Origin of the sequence: Allobosea sp. WAO (assembly GCF_001509835.1) — a bacterium.
Classification (GTDB): domain Bacteria; phylum Pseudomonadota; class Alphaproteobacteria; order Rhizobiales; family Beijerinckiaceae; genus Allobosea.
In genome coordinates this window covers 378,244-397,345 of record NZ_JXTJ01000004.1, presented here as the reverse complement: position 1 = coordinate 397,345, position 19,102 = coordinate 378,244, and the positions used below count along the sequence as shown (strand labels likewise).

At 67.4% G+C, this 19,102-nt stretch carries 14 protein-coding genes; 6 read left to right on the top strand and 8 right to left on the bottom strand.

Going from position 1 to position 19,102, the window contains the following annotated elements; all coding sequences use genetic code 11:
* Positions 1–2: 2 nt before the first annotated feature.
* From DK26_RS06315 to DK26_RS06295, 5 genes are all read right to left on the bottom strand, one after another.
* Positions 3–1,013 (bottom strand): branched-chain amino acid ABC transporter permease, encoded by a 1,011-nt coding sequence (locus tag DK26_RS06315; RefSeq protein ID WP_066469460.1) that lies wholly within the window; start codon positions 1,011–1,013, stop codon positions 3–5.
* Positions 1,006–1,860 carry an AraC family transcriptional regulator gene (locus DK26_RS06310; protein WP_066469458.1) on the bottom strand — a complete coding sequence of 285 codons (855 nt, stop codon included), beginning with the start codon at positions 1,858–1,860 and terminating at the stop codon, positions 1,006–1,008. Before DK26_RS06310 ends, DK26_RS06315 begins: the two co-directional genes overlap by 8 nt.
* A 164-nt stretch (positions 1,861–2,024) precedes the next feature.
* Positions 2,025–3,275: an ABC transporter substrate-binding protein gene (locus tag DK26_RS06305; protein WP_066469456.1), complete on the bottom strand. Its 1,251-nt coding sequence runs from the start codon at positions 3,273–3,275 to the stop codon at positions 2,025–2,027.
* A 451-nt stretch (positions 3,276–3,726) separates the two neighbouring features.
* Positions 3,727–4,410 carry a thiaminase II gene (tenA, locus tag DK26_RS06300; protein WP_066469454.1) on the bottom strand — a complete coding sequence of 228 codons (684 nt, stop codon included), beginning with the start codon at positions 4,408–4,410 and terminating at the stop codon, positions 3,727–3,729.
* Positions 4,411–4,503: 93 nt separating this feature from the next.
* Positions 4,504–5,418 carry a MerR family transcriptional regulator gene (locus DK26_RS06295; protein ID WP_066469452.1) on the bottom strand — a complete coding sequence of 305 codons (915 nt, stop codon included), beginning with the start codon at positions 5,416–5,418 and terminating at the stop codon, positions 4,504–4,506.
* Positions 5,419–5,605: 187 nt separating this feature from the next.
* Between DK26_RS06295 and DK26_RS06290 the strand changes: the two genes are divergently transcribed.
* The 5 genes from DK26_RS06290 to DK26_RS06270 all read left to right on the top strand — a co-directional run bounded on the left by DK26_RS06290 (position 5,606) and on the right by DK26_RS06270 (position 12,147).
* A complete protein-coding gene (locus tag DK26_RS06290; RefSeq protein ID WP_157089534.1) occupies positions 5,606–6,859 on the top strand; it encodes a diguanylate cyclase in 1,254 nt (417 codons plus the stop codon).
* Between the two features lie 88 nt (positions 6,860–6,947).
* Complete coding sequence (locus DK26_RS06285; protein WP_066469448.1) at positions 6,948–7,916, top strand: Gfo/Idh/MocA family oxidoreductase; 969 nt, start codon at positions 6,948–6,950, stop codon at positions 7,914–7,916.
* Between the two features lie 70 nt (positions 7,917–7,986).
* Complete coding sequence (locus tag DK26_RS06280) at positions 7,987–8,553, top strand: ImmA/IrrE family metallo-endopeptidase (protein ID WP_066469446.1); 567 nt, start codon at positions 7,987–7,989, stop codon at positions 8,551–8,553.
* 66 nt (positions 8,554–8,619) lie between these two features.
* A complete protein-coding gene (locus DK26_RS06275) occupies positions 8,620–9,810 on the top strand; it encodes an aminotransferase class I/II-fold pyridoxal phosphate-dependent enzyme (protein ID WP_066469444.1) in 1,191 nt (396 codons plus the stop codon).
* Positions 9,811–9,897: 87 nt separating this feature from the next.
* A complete protein-coding gene (locus tag DK26_RS06270) occupies positions 9,898–12,147 on the top strand; it encodes a mechanosensitive ion channel domain-containing protein (RefSeq protein WP_066469442.1) in 2,250 nt (749 codons plus the stop codon).
* A 12-nt stretch (positions 12,148–12,159) separates the two neighbouring features.
* Here the strand turns inward: DK26_RS06270 and DK26_RS06265 are convergent, their stop codons facing one another.
* From DK26_RS06265 to DK26_RS06255, 3 genes are all read right to left on the bottom strand, one after another.
* Positions 12,160–12,525, bottom strand: coding sequence for a hypothetical protein (locus tag DK26_RS06265; RefSeq protein ID WP_066469440.1), 366 nt, complete (start codon positions 12,523–12,525; stop codon positions 12,160–12,162).
* A gap of 92 nt (positions 12,526–12,617) precedes the next feature.
* The gene (locus DK26_RS28460) at positions 12,618–13,556 is read right to left on the bottom strand and encodes a cell wall hydrolase (RefSeq protein ID WP_248309881.1); all 939 of its coding nucleotides are present in this window, start codon (positions 13,554–13,556) and stop codon (positions 12,618–12,620) included.
* A 653-nt stretch (positions 13,557–14,209) separates the two neighbouring features.
* Positions 14,210–17,092 (bottom strand): ribonuclease E/G, encoded by a 2,883-nt coding sequence (locus DK26_RS06255; RefSeq protein WP_066469436.1) that lies wholly within the window; start codon positions 17,090–17,092, stop codon positions 14,210–14,212.
* 712 nt (positions 17,093–17,804) lie between these two features.
* On the opposite strand from DK26_RS06255, the gene DK26_RS06250 reads away from it, so the two are divergent.
* Entirely contained in the window at positions 17,805–19,013 is a 1,209-nt protein-coding gene (locus tag DK26_RS06250) for an N-acetylmuramoyl-L-alanine amidase (RefSeq protein WP_248309880.1), read from the top strand.
* Positions 19,014–19,102 lie beyond the last annotated feature (89 nt).

Sequence of the window (19,102 nt, the reverse complement as noted above, 5' to 3'; positions counted from 1 at the left end):
GCTCAACGCCTCGCCGCCAGGCCCTGCGGCCGCACCGCCAGGACCGCCACCATGATGACGAAGGTCAGCATCACCGCATAGGTCGGCATGTAGACCGAGCCGAACTGCTCGGCGAGACCGACGATCAGCGCGCCGATCGCCGCGCCGGGGATCGAGCCCATGCCGCCGACGATGACGACGACGAGCGACGACAGCAGGATCTTGGTGTCCTCGCCCGGCTGCAGCGACTGGAAGGTGCCGCCGATGACGCCGGCGAGCCCTGCTAGCCCGGCGCCGAACGCAAAGATCATCACGAAGACGAGCTGCACGCGCACGCCCGTCGCCGAGAGCATGTCGCGATCGTCGACGCCGGCGCGCACCAGCATGCCGACCCGCGTCCGGTTGAGCGCAAGCCACATCAGGACACCGACGATGATCGCCCCGACCAGGATCGCGAGGCGCACCAGCGGATAGGTCATCATCACGGGGTCGCCATTGCCGCGCAGCGCCACGACGAAGGGCAGCTGGACCGGGCCGGAAAGCCAGTCCGGCGTCGTCACCTGGAAGGTGTCGCCGCCATAGTTCCACAAAAGGAGGTCGGCGAAGATGATCGAGAGGCCGATGGTCACCAGCGTCTGGCGCAGGTCCTGGCCCTCCATCCAGCGGAAAAGCAGCACCTGCATCAGCACGCCGACAATGCCGACGACGATGAAGGCTGCCAGGAGCGCCAGCAGCCAGGAACCGGTGAGATGGCCGACGCTGTAGCCGAGATAGCCGCCGAACAGATAGAGCGAGCCATGGGCGAGATTGACGTTGCGCATCAGCCCGAAGATCAGGGTGAAGCCGCTGGCGACCAGGAAATAGAGCGCGCCGAGCGTGATGCCGTTGAACAGCGCGCTCAGGAAGACGCGCTTGCGGCCGAGCATCGCTTCCATCCCCGGCGTCCAGACCGAGAAGATCAGCCAGGCGAGGATGCCGACCGCGAAGATGATCACCAGCGACCAGATCGGGCGGCGCGCGACGAAGTCAGACATGGGCCGCCTGCATGGGCGCCGGGCCGACCGTGCGCAGCACGCGGCGATAATCGCGCGGCGCCATGCCCATATGGGCGGTGAAGAAGCGGGTGAAGACGCTCTGGCAGGAGAAGCCGAGACCGTTGCCGATCCGCGTCACCGGGTCCTGCGAGAAGACCAGCCGGTCGAGCGCCGCATCGAGGCGGACGGTGTTCGAGAAGACCGTCGGCGTCACGCCGACCTGCTGGCGGAACAGCTTGAAGAAATGCGCCCGCGACAGCCCGGCTTCCCGGGCCACGCGCTCGAGCGCGCCGTCATAGCTCGGGTGATCTTCGAGCAGCCGGCAGGCTCGCAATACCCGGCGATCGAGCGCGCCTTCCGGCGCGAGATGAGCGAAGGAAGAGGCCAGCGTCGGCTCGATCGGCTCGCTGGAGGCCTGTGCCAGCGCCATCAGCACCGGCCCGAGATTAAGGTCCCGGCGCGAGCAGAGCAGCATCTCGACGATCTTGTCGCGCCAGGCGGCGAGCTCGCGGGTCACGACCAGCTCCGATGACGGAAAGAACGATCCCCCGAAGGGAGACATGCCCTGGGCGGCCAGCCATTCCGGCCTGAGATAGACGACGAGGAAGAGGCCGAAGCAGCCCTTGCTCTCCGGCTGGAAATTGTGCGGTTCCCACGGATTGATCGCGACACCCATGAAGGGGTCGACGCGCGTCGAACGGCTGCCGACGGTCACGAGGCCACGCGATCCCTCCAGGAAGAAGATCAGATGGGCCTCGCGATGGGCGTGCAGCACCAGGGGCCGGTCGAGATCGTAGATCGAAACCCGGCCGAACGGACCGTGGCAGACCGCGACTGCGCGACTCATGGTTCCTCTCGAAAACAAGTCCGGCGGCGCGACATTGGCCTCGTCAGGCCAGCCGCCATCCGTCGCCTGCGCAGATCATCGCAGGCGGCGGCACCGGGACGTCACAGGGACGAAGGGGGCGCGCATCTCGCGTAACTCCCCCTTCGGCAGTCTTCGTCAGGCGTCTATTTCTTGCATTCCGGGTTGGTGCGCGAAGGCAGGCCCACCGCCTTGAAGGCTTCGGGGGACAGGCCCATCGTCTTGTTCACGTTCGGAACCGTGCGGACGAACTTGTTGGTGAGTTCGCCGTTCGGCAGTTCCGCCACCTCGGTAATGAAGGTCGTCGCGATCGCCTGACGGTCGTCGTCGAGCTTGATCTTGCCGTTGGGCGCATCGAGCTCGACCTTGGCCAGTTCTGCCCGCAACTTCGCGCCGCCGTCCGAGAGATCGGCATTGACCTTGCCCAGCGCTGTCGCGAGCGCGGTGAAGGCGTTGTAGTAGTTGGTCGCGAAGAGGGATGGGCTGGCGAAGCGCTTGTCAGCCGGGAAGGCGTCCTGATAGGCCTTGACCCAGGCCTTCCAGCGCGGGTCGTCCCAGGCATCCGCGACGCCGCCGGAGGACGGCGTGCCGACGAGGAGCTTCTTGGCCGCGCCGCGCGAGGAGAGCACGGTCTGGTCGACCATGATCGAGCCGCCGACGAACTTCGCGTTGCCGCCGGTCTGGCTGTACTGGTTCAGAAAGTTGACCGCGTCGCCGCCGCCGAGACCGAGGAAGACCGCATCGACATCATCGGGAATATTGGCGATGACCGAGCCGAAATCCTTGGTGCCGAGCGGTACCCATTGGCGCTGGGTGATCTGCCCGCCGGCGCCGCAATAGCCGAGCGCGAAGCCGAAGACCTGCGTGTAGGGGAAGGAATAATCCTCCGCGATCACCGCGACCTTCTTGTAGCCCTTGTCCTTGAAGACGTAGTCGCCGAGCCCGGCCATCCACATCGCGCCGTTGCTGTTGAAGCGGAAATAGTTCGGCGACGGATTGACGTAAGTGGTCTCGAGTGCGCCCGAGGAGCCGTCGACGACGGTCACGTTCGGAACGGTCTTCGAATAGTCGCGGATGGCGATACCCTCGGAGCCCGAGAGCGGCCCGACGATGACCTGGACCTTGTCCTGTTCGACGAGCTTGCGCGCGGCCCTCAGCGCGGAATCCGGGCTGGCATCGGTGGTGGCGATGATCAACTCGACTTCCCGACCGGCGATCTTGTTGCCGAGCTGCTTCAGCGCCACCTGGACGCCGCGCACGCCATCCTCGCCGCCGGACGTCAATGCGCCCGACAGCGTCGCCATCATGCCGATCTTGAGTTTTTCCTGGGCGCCGGCAACCGAAGAGGCTGCGACGAGACTACAGACCGCGACGGCGGTCAAAAGCACCTTGCGCATCGAATCTCCTCCCTTCGTGTCTGACCACGCCGAAGGTTTCAACGGCGAGGCCGAAGGCGGCTTTTTTATCCGCTCTAAGGGAAAGGTAGCACACGACGCCTTGCTGCCAAGATCGCGAACATTGCTCAGGGTCTGCTTTTGGGGCGCGGCGACGGATTTGCTCTGAGCAGATTCGGGAAAGCTGAAGGGCGCGGTAAAGCTGGGCTTCTGCCGAGACGAGTTCTGCAGAACCACGTGCCGGCCCGTATGGTGAAAGAGGGGGCGGCAGCGATCATCGGCGGGAAAACGTTGCGCGCGTAGAAATAGGCGGGGCGAGCCTGTCCATGACGCTACGACATTGGCCTGCTGCCGCAGCGAGAGCGGCGCAGCGAGCCGCACGCGTCATCCGCGCGGCGTGACCGTCTTGCTTATGGGCGAGGGGCGGTTGCAGCGCCTCGCCCCTGCCTGCCTCTCAGCGAGCCTGAGCGAAGGCTCCCACTTCGTCCAGCCCCATCTGCCAGAAGTCGGCTTCCAGCCGCGAGGCCTTGCCGAACAGGGCGGCGAGGTCGGCGAAGCGCCGTTCGGTCATGGCGCGGGCGGCGAGTTCGTCGAGATGGCGGCGGGCATCGCGGGCGACGTTCTGGAAGGCTTCGTCGGCATATTCGCCGATCCATTCGCGATAAGGGTGGCTTTCGAGCGCCGGGCCGATTTCGGCGGCAAGCCGAGCGCCGATCTCGGCATAGCCGATGACGCAGGGTGCCAGCGCGACATGCAGGTCGAGCAGGTCGCCGGACTGGCCGCAATCGAGCACATAGCGGGTGTAGGCGACCGTCGCCTGGTGCTCGGGCGCCGCTTCGAGATCGGCCGGCGACAGGCCCCAGCGACTGCAGAGGCGGATGTGCAGGTCCATTTCGAGATCGAGGATCGCCGAGAGACCGGCCTTGGCCGCCCGCATGTCGGCGAGCGTGCGGCTCTTATAGGTCGCGAGCGCATAGGCGCGCGCGAATTGGATCAGGAAGAGATAGTCCTGGGCGAGATAGGTCCGGAACGCCGCTTGCGGCAGCGAGCCGTCGCCCATCTGCCGCAGGAAATCATGCTCGACATAGGCGGCCCAGTCTGCTGCGGCTGCGACTTTCAGCCTGTCGAAGATATCCACGGCGGCACCTCGTTCCCTAAGACGGAATCGGGCGCAGTGATAGCCAGCGCGGCGACGCGACGGAAGCGGCTGCGGGGCCGGCCGCCCGTGCGCCTAAAGCGCGAGCGCCGCCAGCGCCTCGTTGATCCACCACCATTCGCGCCCGGGCGCGTCTTCGCCGCGCAGGATGGCGAGCAACTGCTGATAGCGCAGCGATCGGTCGTGATGGCGGCGATACTGGTCGAGATGCCAGTCGCGAAAGTTCGCGTCCGGCGCGCGCTTCATCGCCTTCGCCGAGGCGTCCAGCCAGTCACGGGCGATGGCCTGGCCGCTCTGCGAGTCCGGAGCCTCGCCCTTCGCCATGGCCAGGCGGATGGCGGCGAGTATCCGCTCGGCGGCGGCATGATAGGCGGCTGGATCGAAATCCGCGGTCCACATCGTCGCGGCATCCGTTTTGGCGCTGGCGATCAGGGCCGGATCCGTCAGCATCGCCCTGAGCTCGGCGAAGGCGTCGATCTGCTCCGGAGAGGGATCTTCCGGCAGCTCCGGGCTTCCGGCCGCGAGCGCCTCTCGCTTCCACTCAGGGCTGATCCTGTCACCGGTGACCTCCTCGAAGAAGCGCTCGGTCAGGCTGCGCATGTCGGCATTGGACAGGCTGGTCATGGTCCATAGTCTCCTGATGTCGTCCGGGGTGGGCTCGGGATGGCGCAGTGCGGCGCGCAGGGTCGCGGCGATGCGCCGCTTTCCGGCGATCTCGGCTTCGAGCGCCGACAGGCGCAGCGCCAGCAATTCGGCGAGCGAGGTCTTGCGGGCGAGGATGCCGCGGATCGCCGCGAGGCTGGCTCCCATGGCACGCAGTGCCTGGATCAGCGCGAGCCGCGCCGCATCGGCATCCGAATAGACGCGGTAGTTCGCCATGGTTCGGGTGGACGGCGGCAGCAGGCCCTTGTCGGAATAGAAGCGGATGCGCCGCACCGGCACGCCGCTGAGGCCGGAGAGCTCGCCGATGGTGTAGCGTTGGTCTGTCATGGGGACGTCGTAGCGTCTCCATCTGATGGAGGGTCAAGCGGCGCGCGATGTCTCTCGCGAGATCGTTCGAATGCGCGGCAATTGCGCAAGCGGCCCGAAACCTTCCCGGCTGAAACTGTAGGGGCGCATCCGCTTCCGTTGAGCCGCGTCAAACTCCCATTAGCTTGTCGTGGCCAGGATCGCGCACGTGCAAAGCCCCCGAAACAGTTTCGCGCCCGGACGGGAGGTGCCCGCCGAGGCGCAGCCGCAGCGCGCTGCTTCACGGTGGCGCATCGACGGCCTGCATTTCGAGCCCAAGCTGGAGCACGAGTACCGCCTGCACATGCGGGCCGACCAGCGCACCAGCACTTTGGTCTGCCTGATCACTGCGCTCGGCATCTGGCTGATCTTCATCGGGCTCGATCTGACGCGGCTCGATGGCTGGGCCGCGATGCTCGCCGGCGACCGGGACGTGCCGCTCGCGATCACGCTGCGGCTGGTGACGCTGGGCGTCCTTCTGATCCAGATCAGCATGCTGGCGACGCAGCGCCTGCCGGGCGCCTATCACCGGCTCTCGATGCTGGTGCTCGCCCTGATCGGTGCGACCAGCACCTTCATCGCCAACATGTTCAAGCTACGCGGACTACCACAGGCTGATATCGCCCAACTGGTCATCATCGCCGCCGTCTTCCTGCCGGTCGGGCTGACCTTCCTGCAGAGCTCAGCCGTCGCGCTGTTCGTCGCGCTGTTCACCGCCGCGCTCGGCTTCGTCATGCTGCGCGATGCCGCCCATCTCACAGAGCATATCCGGCTCTCGATCCTGCTGTTCTTCGCGGTCTTCGTCGGCGGCGTCGGCGCCTGGCTGCGCGAGCGCGCCCAGCGCGACCAGTTCCTGCTGCGGCGGATGCTGCACGACCATGCGATGTCGGACCCGCTGACCGGAATCGCAAATCGCCGTGGGTTCGAGGACAATGTCGCCTCGGCCTTGCAGCAGGCGCGGCGCGATGGCGTTCCGATCGTCTTCGCCATCCTCGATGTCGATCATTTCAAACGCTACAACGACTATTACGGCCATCAGGCCGGCGACGAGGCGCTGCGCCTGATCGCCGGCGCGATCGCCACGGCAGGCCGCCGGCCGATGGACCTGGCCGGACGCCTCGGCGGCGAGGAATTCGGTCTCCTGCTCTACGACGTCGCTCCCGAGAAAGGGCTGGCGCAGCTCGAAAGGCTGGTCGCCACGATCGAGGAACTCGGCATCGAGCACGCGGCCTCGCCGACGGCGGGGCATATCACCATCAGCATCGGAGCGACGGCGTTCGATGGCCGCGAGCTGATGCCGGAACTCTACCAGCGCGCCGATGCGGCGCTCTATGCCAGCAAGGCGTTGGGGCGGAACCGCGTCGAGTTCAGTGCGATCGCCAAGGTCGAGACGCTCTCCGCGGAGATACGTCGCCGCGCTTGACGGCAAGGCGATCGCGCACGGATCCGCCTGTCTCGCCGCGACGACACCTGCTATGCGGTGCGCTCCTTCAGCAACAAGGCCGCTTCCCATGCCCGCACCCGTTTCCATCGGCATCATCGGCGCCGGCATCATGGGCGAGCGCATGCTGCGCGCCGTGCTCGACCAGTCGCCCGATCTCGTCCGTGCCGCCGGCATCTGGGATCCTTCGGCCGAGGCGATGGCGCGAATCGCTGGGGAGCTGCCGCAGGTCCCCGCCCTGGCCGATGCAGCGGCCGTGGTCGCGGCCAGCGACTGCGTCTATGTCGCCTCGCCGCCGGCCTCGCATCTCGGCCATGCCCGTGCCGCTCTCGGCGCCGGCCGCAGCGTGTTCTGCGAAAAGCCGCTCGCGGTCGACCTCGCCGATGCCCGCGCCTTCGTTGCCGAGGCCGGCGGGCGCGGGGCGGTGAACTTCCCCTTCGCCTCCTCGCCAGCGGTCGCAACGCTGGCGGTCTGGATCGCGAAGGGCGAGCTCGGCACGCTCCGCAAGGTCTCGATCGAGGTCGCTTTCGCACGCTGGCCGCGACCCTGGCAGGCGGATGCGGCCGGCTGGCTCGACCGGCGCGAGCAGGGCGGCTTCACCCGCGAGGTCGTCTCGCATTTCCTGTTCCTGAGCCGGCGCCTGCTCGGCCCACTGCACGGGCTCGAAGCGCGCGCGAGCTTTCCGGAAGCTGGTCGCTCGGAGCGCGCGATCGAGGCAAAGCTCCTGGCCGGCGAGCTTCCTCTGACCCTGACGGGCGGTGTCGGCACGACTGCCAAGGACGACCACAACATCTGGTTGCTGGAAGGCGACAAAGGGGCGGTCCGGCTCTGCGACTGGTCGCTGGCCGAGCGGCGGCTGCCGGACGGTTCCTGGCAGCGCGCGCCCGATGCACTGTCGCAGCTCGAAGCGCGGCCGGTTGCGCTGAAGCGCCAGCTCGAAGGCGTCGCCAGGCTGACCCGCGGCGAGCCGCATCAGCTGGCGACGCTTCAGGAGGCGCTCGACGTGCAGGAGATCGTCGAGGCGATTCTGGCGAGCTGAGGCGTCCCGCGCGGTTCATTGAGCCGCCGCGGCACCAGAGGTATGGTTGGCCTGCCCCGGAGGCTCGCCCATGCGTCACGCCTTCCTGACCGACGAGCAGATCGACGCGCGCGCCCTGGCGCATCGGCGCGGGCTCGGCTTTCGCGACGATCGGGCCATCGACTTTGCGAAGTTGATGGCCCGGCTGAAGGCACGCTATCCCAATTTCACCTATGAGCGCTTCGCCGATGACAGCCTCGGCGAAGCCGAGGCGCAATGGGATTCACAGGCCAAGCGCCTGCTGATAGCGGACACCATATTCGAGGGCGCGGATCGCGGCGAGGGCAGGGCACTGATGGCGGTGGCGCATGCCGTAGGCCACGCTCTGCTCGGCCATGAAGGTACGTTCAATCGCAGCCCTTCCGGCAGTCCTGCGGAGCGCTTCTCGCCAAAGCTGCGGTCGATGGAGTATCAGGCCCGGCGTTATGCCGCCGCCTTCCTGATCCCCGATACGCCGGCCGTGCGGGCGCTGGATGCGACAGGGTTGAGCCGGCGCTATCATGTCAGCATGAGCGCCGCGATCGTCCGGCACAGCGAGTTGCGCTCGGGCGAGAATGCCTCCGTTTCGCCTTCGCGGCCGGGTGGCATTGCGGGCTGAGCGGCTTGCGATCCGCGCGCCGGCGGGGCATGGCTCGGCGCAACGCCAATCTCGTCGAGGCTACGCATGACCATTGCCGCATCCGGCACGCCGCCGGCGCCGAAACCCGCCGCGCGGGCGGAAGCCGTCGCCCCCTTCATTGTCATGGATGTGATGAATGCCGCCGAGGCGATCGAGCGACGGGGCGGCTCGGTGGTCCACATGGAAGTCGGCCAGCCTTCGGCGCCGACGCCGGCAAGCATCAGGGCTGCCACGGCGCGGGCGCTCGACGACGGGCGCATCGGCTACACGCAGGCGCTCGGCATCGGCTCGCTGCGCGCCCGCATCGCCCGGCATTATCGCGAGGCCTACGGCGTCGAGGTTCCGGCCGAGCGGGTGATCGTCACCACGGGCTCGTCGGGCGGTTTCATCCTGTCCTTCCTCGCCTGCTTCGAGCCGGGTGCGCGTATCGCGATCACGGCACCGGGCTATCCGGCCTATCGCAACATCCTGGTGGCGCTGGGGCTGGAGCCGGTCGCGATCCCGGTCGGCCCGGAGACACGCTACGCATTGACGCCCGAGCTGATCGCCAGGGCCCATGCCGAGGCGCCGCTCGCCGGCGTGCTGACGATGAGCCCGGCCAATCCGACCGGCGTGGTGATGACGCCGGAGGCGATCGCAGCCGTCGCGGCCGAATGCCGGCGGCTCGGCCTCTGGTACATCTCCGACGAGATCTACCACGGTCTGACCTACGACCAGCCGGCGACGACGGCGCTCTCCGCCGATCAGGACGCGATCGTCGTCAACTCCTTCTCGAAGTATTACTGCATGACGGGCTGGCGCGTCGGCTGGCTGGTGGTGCCGGAGCGGCTGGTCCGGACGATCGAGCGGCTGCAGCAGAATCTCTCGATCTCGGTGCCGATGCTGAGCCAGGTCGCGGGCGAGGCGGCCTTCGACGCGACAGCCGAATGCGAGGCGATCAAGGACGGCTATGCCGCCAATCGCGCCTATCTGCTCAAGGCGTTGCCGGAAATCGGGCTCGGCGACTTCCTGCCGGTCGACGGCGCCTTCTACATCTATCTCGACATCGGAAAGTACTCGAACGATTCCATGAGCTTCTGTCGCGACGCTCTCGAACAGGCCGGGCTCGCGATCACGCCCGGGCTGGATTTCGACGAGGGGCGCGGGGCGCGCACGGTGCGGCTTTCCTTCGCCGGGTCGCTGGCGGAATGCGAGGATGCCGTGGCACGGCTCGGGCGCTGGCTCAAGACACGCTGATCTTGCTTGCCAATCCGGGCCGAGCGGCAGCAATCTGAACTCACGAGGCAGGGGGACGGAATGCGTCGGAAGTGGATTGGTCCGGGAATGGCCGCAGTGCGCTGGTTCCTGCTGGCGATGATGGCCCTGGCTTTCGCCGGGCCGGCGGCGGCGCAGACCAATGCTGCGCCCGGAGAGCCGCTGCTCTTGACGCTGCGCGGCGACGAAACCCCGGAGACGGTCCGCAAGCTCGTCGATGCGCTTTCGGCCGGCGGACGCCGGGTCGAGGTCCGGATCGGCGGGGTGCCGGCCGATGTGCCAGCGCCCGCTGCCGTTCCAGCCGCCCCGGCGGGGAAAGCGGCGACCGCGCCTAAGCCTGCTCCCGCGCCATCCGCCGTCGAGACGGCGGACTCGCAGGCTGAGGCCCTGGCCGACTACTTCGTCTCAGGCCTCGACTATGGCCGCGCCGCGATTCCGAGCGTCCGGTTCCTGCCGTCGGATTGGCTGCGGAGCTGGTCGCTGAACCGCAATGCCTCGCCGACGACGCGCCTCCTCGCATCGCTCGCCCTGGCGCTCGGTATCGCCCTGCTGTTCCGTTTCGCCACGGCAAGATGGTTCGCCGCCCGGATGAGGCCGCGCGCCGAGTATTTCACGGCAAGGCTTATCGCGTCCGGCTTCGGCCTCCTGCAGGATATGCTGACGATCGTGCTCGGCCTCGTGGTGGCGCGCCTCGCCGGAAGCTATTGGCTGCCTTCGGACGATCTTGCGGCACACGCCCTGCACGGCATTACCAACGGCACGGCGGTCGGGGCGACTTATGTCGCAACCGGCCGTTTCCTGCTCGCTCCCGGCCAGCCCGAACGCCGGCTGATGCCGTTGCCGCGGGCGGAGCGGCATTTCCGCCTGCTCTGCACCTACGCCGTGCTCGTACCGGTCTTCATCGTCGCCGCGCTGCTGGCCCATCGGGTTTCCGGTGGACCGGAGCCGGTCGCCGGACTGGTGACGCTCAGCGGCTTCGTGCTCGCCGCCTACAAGATCTGGTGGTTCGTCGACGCGCGCTACGATCTGACCGCGCTCGTCCTGAGCGGCAGTGCGGAGCCCGGCCCCGGTCGCAGGTTCCTGGCGCTGGCGATGCCCTGGATCTATGTCGCGATCGCGGTCCTGCTCTGGATGGTCGGGCGCGCGGCGGCGATGATGCCGAATGGCGGCCGCTGGTCCGAGGCGGCCGAGCTGACGCAGATCATCGTCGTGCTGGCGCCGATCCTCTCGGTCGGGGTCAACAGCCTCTTGACCTGCCGACAAGCGCGGCGTGCCGCCATCGCCAGGCCGACGCCGCTGGCGCAGGCGCTCGGCCATGCCGTGCGCGCGGCCGCCGGCGGCGTGATGTGGGCCGGCGGCTTCTATCTGGTAGCGCGCATCTGGGCCGGCCTGCTCTTCGGCATGAGCTCCGGCCAGTTCGGCCAGATTTCCCGCCAGATCGCCAGCATCGCCGTGTTGGCTTTCGCCGGCTGGGTCGTGATGGTCTTCCTGCGTGGCTTCTTCGATGCCTATGCGCCGCGCCCGCGCTCCACCGGTCCGGTGGACGAGGACGTGATGCCGGAAGACAATATCCCGTCGCGGCTGGCGACGGTGATGCCGGTATTGCGCGGCGTCGTACTGACCGCCGTGATCGGCCTGACAATTCTGGTGCTGCTGTCGCGACTGGGTGTCGATATCGGGCCGCTTCTGGCCGGCTTCGGTATTCTCGGCCTCGCCATCTCCTTCGGCTCGCAGGCGCTGGTGCGCGACATCGTCTCCGGCTTCTTCTTCATGCTGGAGGATGCCTTCCGCGTCGGCGAATATGTCGACACCGGGCGCCTCAAGGGCACGGTCGAGAAGATTTCGCTGCGCTCGATGCAATTGCGCCACCAGAGCGGCCAGATCCATACCGTTCCGTTCGGGCAGGTACAGTCGCTGACCAATGCCAGTCGCGACTGGGCGACGGTGAAGTTCAATGTCCGGCTCGACCATTCGGCCGATATCGAGAAGGCGCGCAAGACCATCAAGAAGGTCGGCCTCGCTCTGCTGGAGGACCCCGAATTCGGCCCGCACTTCATCGCCCAGCTCAAGATGCAGGGCGTCGCGGACATTACCGACGCGGCGATCGTGATCCGGCTGAAATTCACCTCCAAGCCGACCCAGGCCTCGATGCTGCAGCGCGAGGCGTTGAAGCGGGTCTATCGCGGGTTGATCGAGGCCGAGGTGCCGTTCGCCTCGACCGCGGTGACCGTGCGCGAGGGCGGCGGCAAGGGGGCCGCGGGAGCGGCTGCGATCACCGCCGTGGCGCCGCCATCGCCGCTCGCACCGGCGGCGGAGTAAGGCCCGGCCGGATCATCGGCCGAGCTCGAGCATGAAGAAGAAGCCGAAGCCGATCACCGTCAGCAGCACGCCGAAGCCGGCGGCGAGGCGTGCCGCCGAAAGCTGGCGGCTGAGCAGCGTGCGCTGCTCGGCCCGGTCGCTGGCGTGCTCGCGCCCGTGCTTGCGGAACTGGCTCGCATAGAGATCGGGCGTCATCTGCGGGCCGATCGGCAGATTGCCTTCGAGCTCGAAGCGCACCGCGACGAACAGCACGAAGAGGCCGAGCAGGCCGACCCCGAACCAGCCGATCGCCTGCAGGGCGAGCCAGGCGAGGCCGAGCAGGCCGGCTCCGCACAAGGCCGAGAGGATGAGACGTTCGGGACTGCGCGGCGGCGGCATGACGGCTCCGCATGCTGAGGGAGACCGTAGCCAGTTCCGCATTCCGACGCCGTCGGGTCAAGGCCGGCAGCCGGTTTCTTCCAGCGAGTGCGTCACCGAGCCTGCGCAACCCTGCTCGGCTCCAGGCTGTAGAAGATGTGCCGGCCGATAACGTCCATCTTCCTGAGCTTCTTCGCCCAACGGGGCGATACGTAATCGGCGTGGTAATGGGTCGAGGCGGCGACCTCGGTGAGGTAGATCTTGCCCTCGTAGACCTCGCGCGCGATGCGCTCGGCTATCTCCCACGACTCGGGCTCCTTTATGCGCAGCGACTTGCCCTCGCAGGCGAAGGTGAACTGGCAGGCGAGCTTGCGGTGCCGGTTCTGGTAGACGACGCCGCAGACGGAGGTCGGGTAGACGCCGCTCTTGACGCGGTTGAGCACGACCTGGGCGACGGCGGCGCGCCCTTCTTCCGGTTCCGAGCGCGCCTCGAAATAGACCGCTTCGGCCAGGCAGCGCTGCTCGCGCGCCATGTCTTCGGACTTGATCAGCCCGGCATAGAGCTGTTGCGGCTCGGGCTGCTTTCGACCCGCTGGCGTCGATGAGGCGGCCGCGTGGGCGGTGCGCTCGCTCGTTGGCGTGGCCGAGCCTTGCGCTGCAGTTTGAGCCACCGCCGGAGTTGCTCCGTCGCCGGTCGGCGGCGCTATCGTCGGCGGCGATAATGGCTCAGGCGGATCGGATTCGGTTTGTTGGTCGCCCCGTGGCTGCGGGAGAACGTCATGCAACGGGGTCCGGTGCTCTTCGCCCTGGAGCGCGTCGAAGGAGAGGCTCGCGGTGGTCAGCGCAGTCGTGAGATCGGGCTTGCCGAAAAGACCTGTCTCACCGGCATCGACGCCGATCAGATGAATCGGCTTGCCGGGGAAGGGAAGCAGGTCGCGGTCGATGCCGAGCGGCATTGCGGGGAGGGCAGGCAGCGTGGCCGGCGCGGTCTTGGCGGGCAGCGCGACAAAGGCCGCGAGCGCAAGCGACGCCGCTGGGGCGAGGCGCTTCATGGGGAACTCCGGGATCGGGAACAGGCCGAGCCTTTGCGGCGCCGGGGGAACGGCGGCAGGATCAGCGGCTCTTTTGACCTGGTCGGCTTGGGGCGGGGTTGGGGCGCTCTGGCGCTTCACCAGCCGCGATGAGACGAGCGACCGCGCGCCTTGCGGCACGGCCATTCTGCGTACTTGCCGACTGACACTCAGGAGCGCCGCGAGCCTGCGATGGGGCGCAGGTCATTCGTCGCGGCTGGACCGGGTAGGCAGTGCGCTCTCGCGCGTCGTCACCGATAGGCAGAGTGGTGACGTAGGCGGGGGGATCCTGTCTCTTGCGGTGACCGGAGAGTGGATCATCAGAGAAGCGGCTGCGCTAGCGGTGCGCAATCCAGAGTAGTCGATAGTTAACCCGAAATTCCTTGTAGCGGCTTATTTGTAAGTTACTTTACGTCAATATTTTATAGCCTCCTGTGTCGCTTTTCTTGCGTCGAATTACGCTCGCTATGGACATGGAGTTCGGCGACTTTGTGGCCATTCCTGACTAATGGCGGTTTTCCAGGCGGCGTTTTGTCTCACCGTGGCACTGTTCAATGCCGGTCCGGTTCCCGGCGCGCCCGCGGCTTGCCCTGGGTTATGAAAAAAGCCCGCTGCGATAGCAGCGGGCTCTGGTCTCACTTGCGTCCGGCGAGGCGGTTCCACCAGCCGCCGCGCTTCGGGCGATCCGGATCGGGCGGGGTCAGCACCACCGCGACCGGCTCTTCGACGACACGCGGCGCAGGGGCCGGTTCAGCTGCCTCGGCAACCGGTTCGGCTGCCGCCGGGACCGGAGCTTCAGGCGCGGCTGCCGGGGCAGGCGTGGCTTCCGCCGCAGGGGCGGCTTCGGCGGTGGCGCCGTCCTCGGTGATCGGAACCACCTTCTTGCGGGCGCGGCTGCGCTTGGGCTTCTCGGCCGCCGTCTCGACCGGCGCCGCAGCAGTCTCTGCCGCCGCTTCGGTCGCGCTCGCGGCCTTGGTGCCCGCAGCCTTGGCGGCTGGGGTCTTGGAGGTTTTGGCTTCCGTGGCCTCGGTCACGGCCGCCTCGGCAGTCGCCGCTTCGGCCTCGGCCTTCTTGCTGCGTCCGCCGCGACGGCCGCGGCGCGGCTTGGCCTCGGCTTCGACAGGTTCTTCGACAACCGGCTCGACGACAGGGGCGGCAGCCTCGGCGACGACTTCGACGACCTCCGCGACGGGCTCGCCGCTCTCGGCGCTATCGGCCTGTTCGCCCGATGCATCCTGGTCGTCATCCTGGCCGTCGTCAGCCTCGTCGCTGCCACCTTCGAGGCGCTGGCCCTCGCCATCGCGCTCACCACCACGCCGGCGGCGGCGGCGGCGGCGGCGCTTGCGTCCACCTTCGCCTTCACCGCGAGCTTCTTCGCCTTCGCCGTTGGCCGAACGCGGGGTGGCTTCGGCCTCGCCGCTCTCCTCGCTCTCGGCTTCGAGATCGAGGACTTCATCCTCCTCGGGCTCCTCGACGATCGCCTCGGCGCGCATGCTGCTGACCGGGATCACGCGGTTCTCGTTGCCGACGAATTCGCCGCGCTCGACCTCGAAATAGCGGGTGCCGAGCAGGGCGGCGTCGGCCGAGACGGTGATCGCGATGTTGAAGCGCTCCTCCAGGTCGCGCAGATGGGCGCGCTTCTGGTTGAGCACATAGAGCGCGACCTCGGGACGGGTGCGGACTTCGAGATTGTGCGAGGCGCTCTTGATCAGCGCCTCTTCCAGCGCGCGGAGGATCTGCAGCGCGATCGAAGGCGTCGAGCGGACGAGGCCGGCGCCGGCGCAATGCGGGCAGGGCACCGAGGAGCTCTCGAGCACGCCGGTGCGGATACGCTGGCGCGACATCTCAAGCAGGCCGAAGGCCGAGATCCGGCCGACCTGGATGCGGGCTCGGTCGTTCTTCAGGCAGTCCTTGAGCTTCTTCTCGACGGCGCGGTTGTTGCGGTTTTCCTCCATGTCGATGAAGTCGATGACGATGAGGCCGGCAAGGTCGCGCAGGCGCAGCTGGCGGGAGATTTCCTCCGCCGCTTCGAGATTGGTCTTGAGGGCGGTGTCCTCGATATTGTGCTCGCGGGTCGAGCGCCCGGAGTTGATGTCGATCGCGACCAGCGCCTCGGTCTGGTTGATGACGATGTAGCCACCGGACTTCAGCGTCACGGTGTTCGAGAACATCGCATCGAGCTGGCTCTCGACGCCGAAGGCGGCGAAGAGTGGTGTCTGCTCGCGATAGGGCTTCACGCTCTTGGCATGGCTCGGCATGAGCATGCGCATGAAGTCCTTGGCCTCGCGATAGGCCGCTTCGCCGGCGACGTGAACCTCGTCGATGTCCTTGTTGTAGAGGTCGCGGATCGAGCGCTTGACGAGGTTGCCCTCTTCATAGACCAGCGCCGGGGCGACCGAGCCGAGCGTCAGCTCGCGCACGCTCTCCCACATCCGCATCAGGTATTCGTAATCGCGCCTGATCTCGGGCTTGGTGCGCGAGGCGCCGGCGGTGCGCAGGATGATGCCCATCCCCTCTGGAACCTCCAGCTCCTGGGCGATCTCCTTCAGGCGCTTGCGGTCCTCGGTATTGGTGATCTTGCGCGAGATGCCGCCGCCCTTGCCGGTGTTCGGCATCAGCACGGAATAGCGGCCGGCGAGCGAGAGATAGGTAGTGAGGGCGGCGCCCTTGTTGCCGCGCTCTTCCTTGACGACCTGGACCAGAATGATCTGGCGGCGCTTGATCACCTCCTGGATCTTGTACTGGCGGCGCGAATGGCGCGGGCGCTCCGGCATGTCGTCGAGGGCATCGCCGCCGCCGAGCTGCTCGGGCTCCTCCTCAGGGTGGTCGTCGCCGCTATGGTCGTCGTTGCTGTCGTCTCCGCCGGTCTCGTCGCCGTTCTCGGACGGGGCGCGCACTTCCTCGGTCTCGGCCTCGGCTGCGGGCTCGCTAACGGTCTCGAAGGTCAGCGGCGCAGCGTTCTCGGCGACGCTCTCGCTGTTAGACTCGGCAACGGCGGGCGCGAAGTACTCACCGAAGGCGGGCGCGCCCTCGTTGACCATCGCGGCTTCCTTGCCGTCCGTCTCGACATGCTCGGCCTCGCCCTGGCCGTTCTCTGCCTGGACTTCGGCGCTGACGGTCTCGTCGCCATTGCTGGCGCGCTTGGCGCGCCCGTCACGGTCCCCGCGGCGGCCGCGGTCGCGGCGGCCACGCTTCTCGCGCTTCTCCTCGTCGCGCTCTTCCTCGCGCTCGGCGCGGGCCTCTTCGGCAAGCAGCGCCTGCCGATCGGCGACCGGGATCTGGTAATAGTCCGGGTGGATTTCGGAGAAGGCGAGGAAGCCGTGGCGGTTGCCGCCGTACTCGACGAAGGCGGCCTGAAGGGACGGTTCGACCCGCGTCACCTTCGCCAGATAGATGTTGCCGCGGAGCGGCTTTCGGCTGGCGGATTCGAAATCAAATTCTTCAATGCGGGAACCGCGGGACACCACGACCCGGGTCTCTTCCGGGTGGGTGGCGTCGATCAGCATCTTGTTGGCCATAGGACAGGTCCATCTGCGCAGCTGCCTTTGGTACCCGCCGGGCTGCGGACACAAGTCCGCTGCCGCGGGCAGGGGCGCCGCGCGTCGGCCGGCTCGCGCCGGCATGTTGCAGGGAGGAAAAATCAGCCAAGGCCGGATAGCGGAGGCGAGCGGCGGAACGGGCAGAAAGCCCGTCGCAACCGTGAAGGTCTCGACGAAACACCGAAATGGGAAGCGGCGTCGTATGCCCCGACATCTTACCTTTGACCTGCGACGCGCCTGCCGCAAGGCGAAGCGCACCGCGTTGACACGCTCGCGGAATGCCGAACCCGGCGTCGATTTCTGCCTGACGCCGGCCCGTCCGCGGACGATCTGTTGCTAGCCGCCTTCGCGCCGATCCTGATCGCTTCGAGCGACCGGGCCGGTTGGCTTTTTCGTCGGGCGTCAACGGGTTATTGCGACCCTGCTTGCGCGCGGCGGAAGCCATCACGATGCGACCGACTCCATTACAGACAGCTTGCCATATTTGGCAAGGGAGAACGCGCCCGGACAAGAAATCGGCCGGTTTCCGCCCTAGGCTCGACGTGGTAACCGATTGTCAACGGGTTGCAGCGCTATGGTTAAGAGCCCTTAAGCATTGCCGCCGCAAATGTAGGAGCTGCCCCTGTCTTCGGGCCTTCATTCTTGTGCTGCCGCGGTCGCCGGCCGTCTCGCCGGCGCGGTGCGGCGTTTTGTGCGTCCGGCGCTGCTCCTGACGGCCCTGATCCTGGCGGGGGGCGCAGCGGCGAATCCTCAGGGGCGGGCGACCAGCGATTTTCCGGTCGCGAGCGAGGCGCGAATCGAAAGCCAGGGCGAGAACGTGCGGCTGACGCTGACCCTGTCGCAGCCGGTCACGGCAAGCGCCTTCGTGATGGCTGGCCCCGACCGTGTGATCGTCGACCTGCCATCGGTCAATTTCCAGATACCCGCCTCGAATGCACGCAAAGCCGCCGGCTTCGTCTCCGGCTTCCGCTATGGCCTGTTCACGCCGGACCGGGCCCGGTTGATTCTCGACCTCGCCCAGCCGGCCGCAGTCGCCGATGTCTCGGTGAAGCCGCTCCGCGGCGGTTTTGGCGAGCTCGTCATCGAGCTCAAGCGCGCCAGCCGTGAAGAGTTCGCCGCACTGGCGCGGGCCGCTGCCGCGAAGGCCCAGCTGCCGCATGTGCCTGTCGAGGCCAAGGCGGAAGGCGACCAGCGCAGGATCGTGGTGATCGACCCCGGCCATGGCGGCATCGATCCCGGCGCCGTCGTCGCCTCGATCGCCGAGAAGTCGGTGGTGCTGGCATTCGGCCTGAAGCTCAAAGAGCAGCTCGAGGCGCAGGGGCGCTACCGCGTGATCATGACCCGCGCCGATGACAGCTTCGTAGCGCTGGGTGACCGCGTTCGGATCGCCCGCAGCGTCGAGGCGCATCTGTTCATCTCGATCCACGCGGATTCGCTCACCCAGGCGCAGGATGTCCGCGGCGCGACGATCTACACCGGCTCCGAGCGGGCAAGCGACGCGGAAGCCGCGCGGCTCGCCGCCAAGGAGAACCAGGCCGACGCCGTCGCCGGTCTCGACGCCAGCGAGGACGTGCAGGACGTCGCCGGCATCCTGATGGACCTCGCCAAGCGGGAGACGCGCGGCTTCTCGGCCACCTTCGCGCGCAACCTCGTCGAGAATCTCGGCGGCTCGGTCAAGATGCACAAGGTGCCGCTGCGTTCGGCAGGTTTCAGGGTGCTGACCGCGCCGGACGTCCCGTCGGTGCTGATCGAGCTCGGTTACATGTCGAGCCCGAAGGACGCCGAGCTCTTGAATTCCGAAAGCTGGCGGGCGCAGGCGGTAACTGCGGTGCAGGGCGCAGTCGACCAGTATTTTGATCGCACCCAGCCGCCCGGCAAGGCAGCAGAGAGCCGGCGGTGACGTAGCGGGGCGAAGATGAGGCTTTGTGGTCTTACAGCCACGGTTCTGCCATTTCCGCCATGTTATAGAATGAAGTTAAAGATCGATCA

Bases quoted from the DNA above. Each gene is read 5' to 3' on its own strand.
- DK26_RS06315 (WP_066469460.1), bottom strand. From the start codon at position 1,013: ATGTCTGACTTCGTCGCGCGCCGCCCGATCTGGTCGCTGGTGATCATC.
- DK26_RS06310 (WP_066469458.1), bottom strand. From the start codon at position 1,860: ATGAGTCGCGCAGTCGCGGTCTGCCACGGTCCGTTCGGCCGGGTTTCG.
- DK26_RS06305 (WP_066469456.1), bottom strand. From the start codon at position 3,275: ATGCGCAAGGTGCTTTTGACCGCCGTCGCGGTCTGTAGTCTCGTCGCA.
- DK26_RS06295 (WP_066469452.1), bottom strand. From the start codon at position 5,418: ATGACAGACCAACGCTACACCATCGGCGAGCTCTCCGGCCTCAGCGGC.
- DK26_RS06285 (WP_066469448.1), top strand. From the start codon at position 6,948: ATGCCCGCACCCGTTTCCATCGGCATCATCGGCGCCGGCATCATGGGC.
- DK26_RS06280 (WP_066469446.1), top strand. From the start codon at position 7,987: ATGCGTCACGCCTTCCTGACCGACGAGCAGATCGACGCGCGCGCCCTG.
- DK26_RS06275 (WP_066469444.1), top strand. From the start codon at position 8,620: ATGACCATTGCCGCATCCGGCACGCCGCCGGCGCCGAAACCCGCCGCG.
- DK26_RS06270 (WP_066469442.1), top strand. From the start codon at position 9,898: ATGGCCGCAGTGCGCTGGTTCCTGCTGGCGATGATGGCCCTGGCTTTC.
- DK26_RS06265 (WP_066469440.1), bottom strand. From the start codon at position 12,525: ATGCCGCCGCCGCGCAGTCCCGAACGTCTCATCCTCTCGGCCTTGTGC.
- DK26_RS28460 (WP_248309881.1), bottom strand. From the start codon at position 13,556: ATGAAGCGCCTCGCCCCAGCGGCGTCGCTTGCGCTCGCGGCCTTTGTC.
- DK26_RS06255 (WP_066469436.1), bottom strand. From the start codon at position 17,092: ATGGCCAACAAGATGCTGATCGACGCCACCCACCCGGAAGAGACCCGG.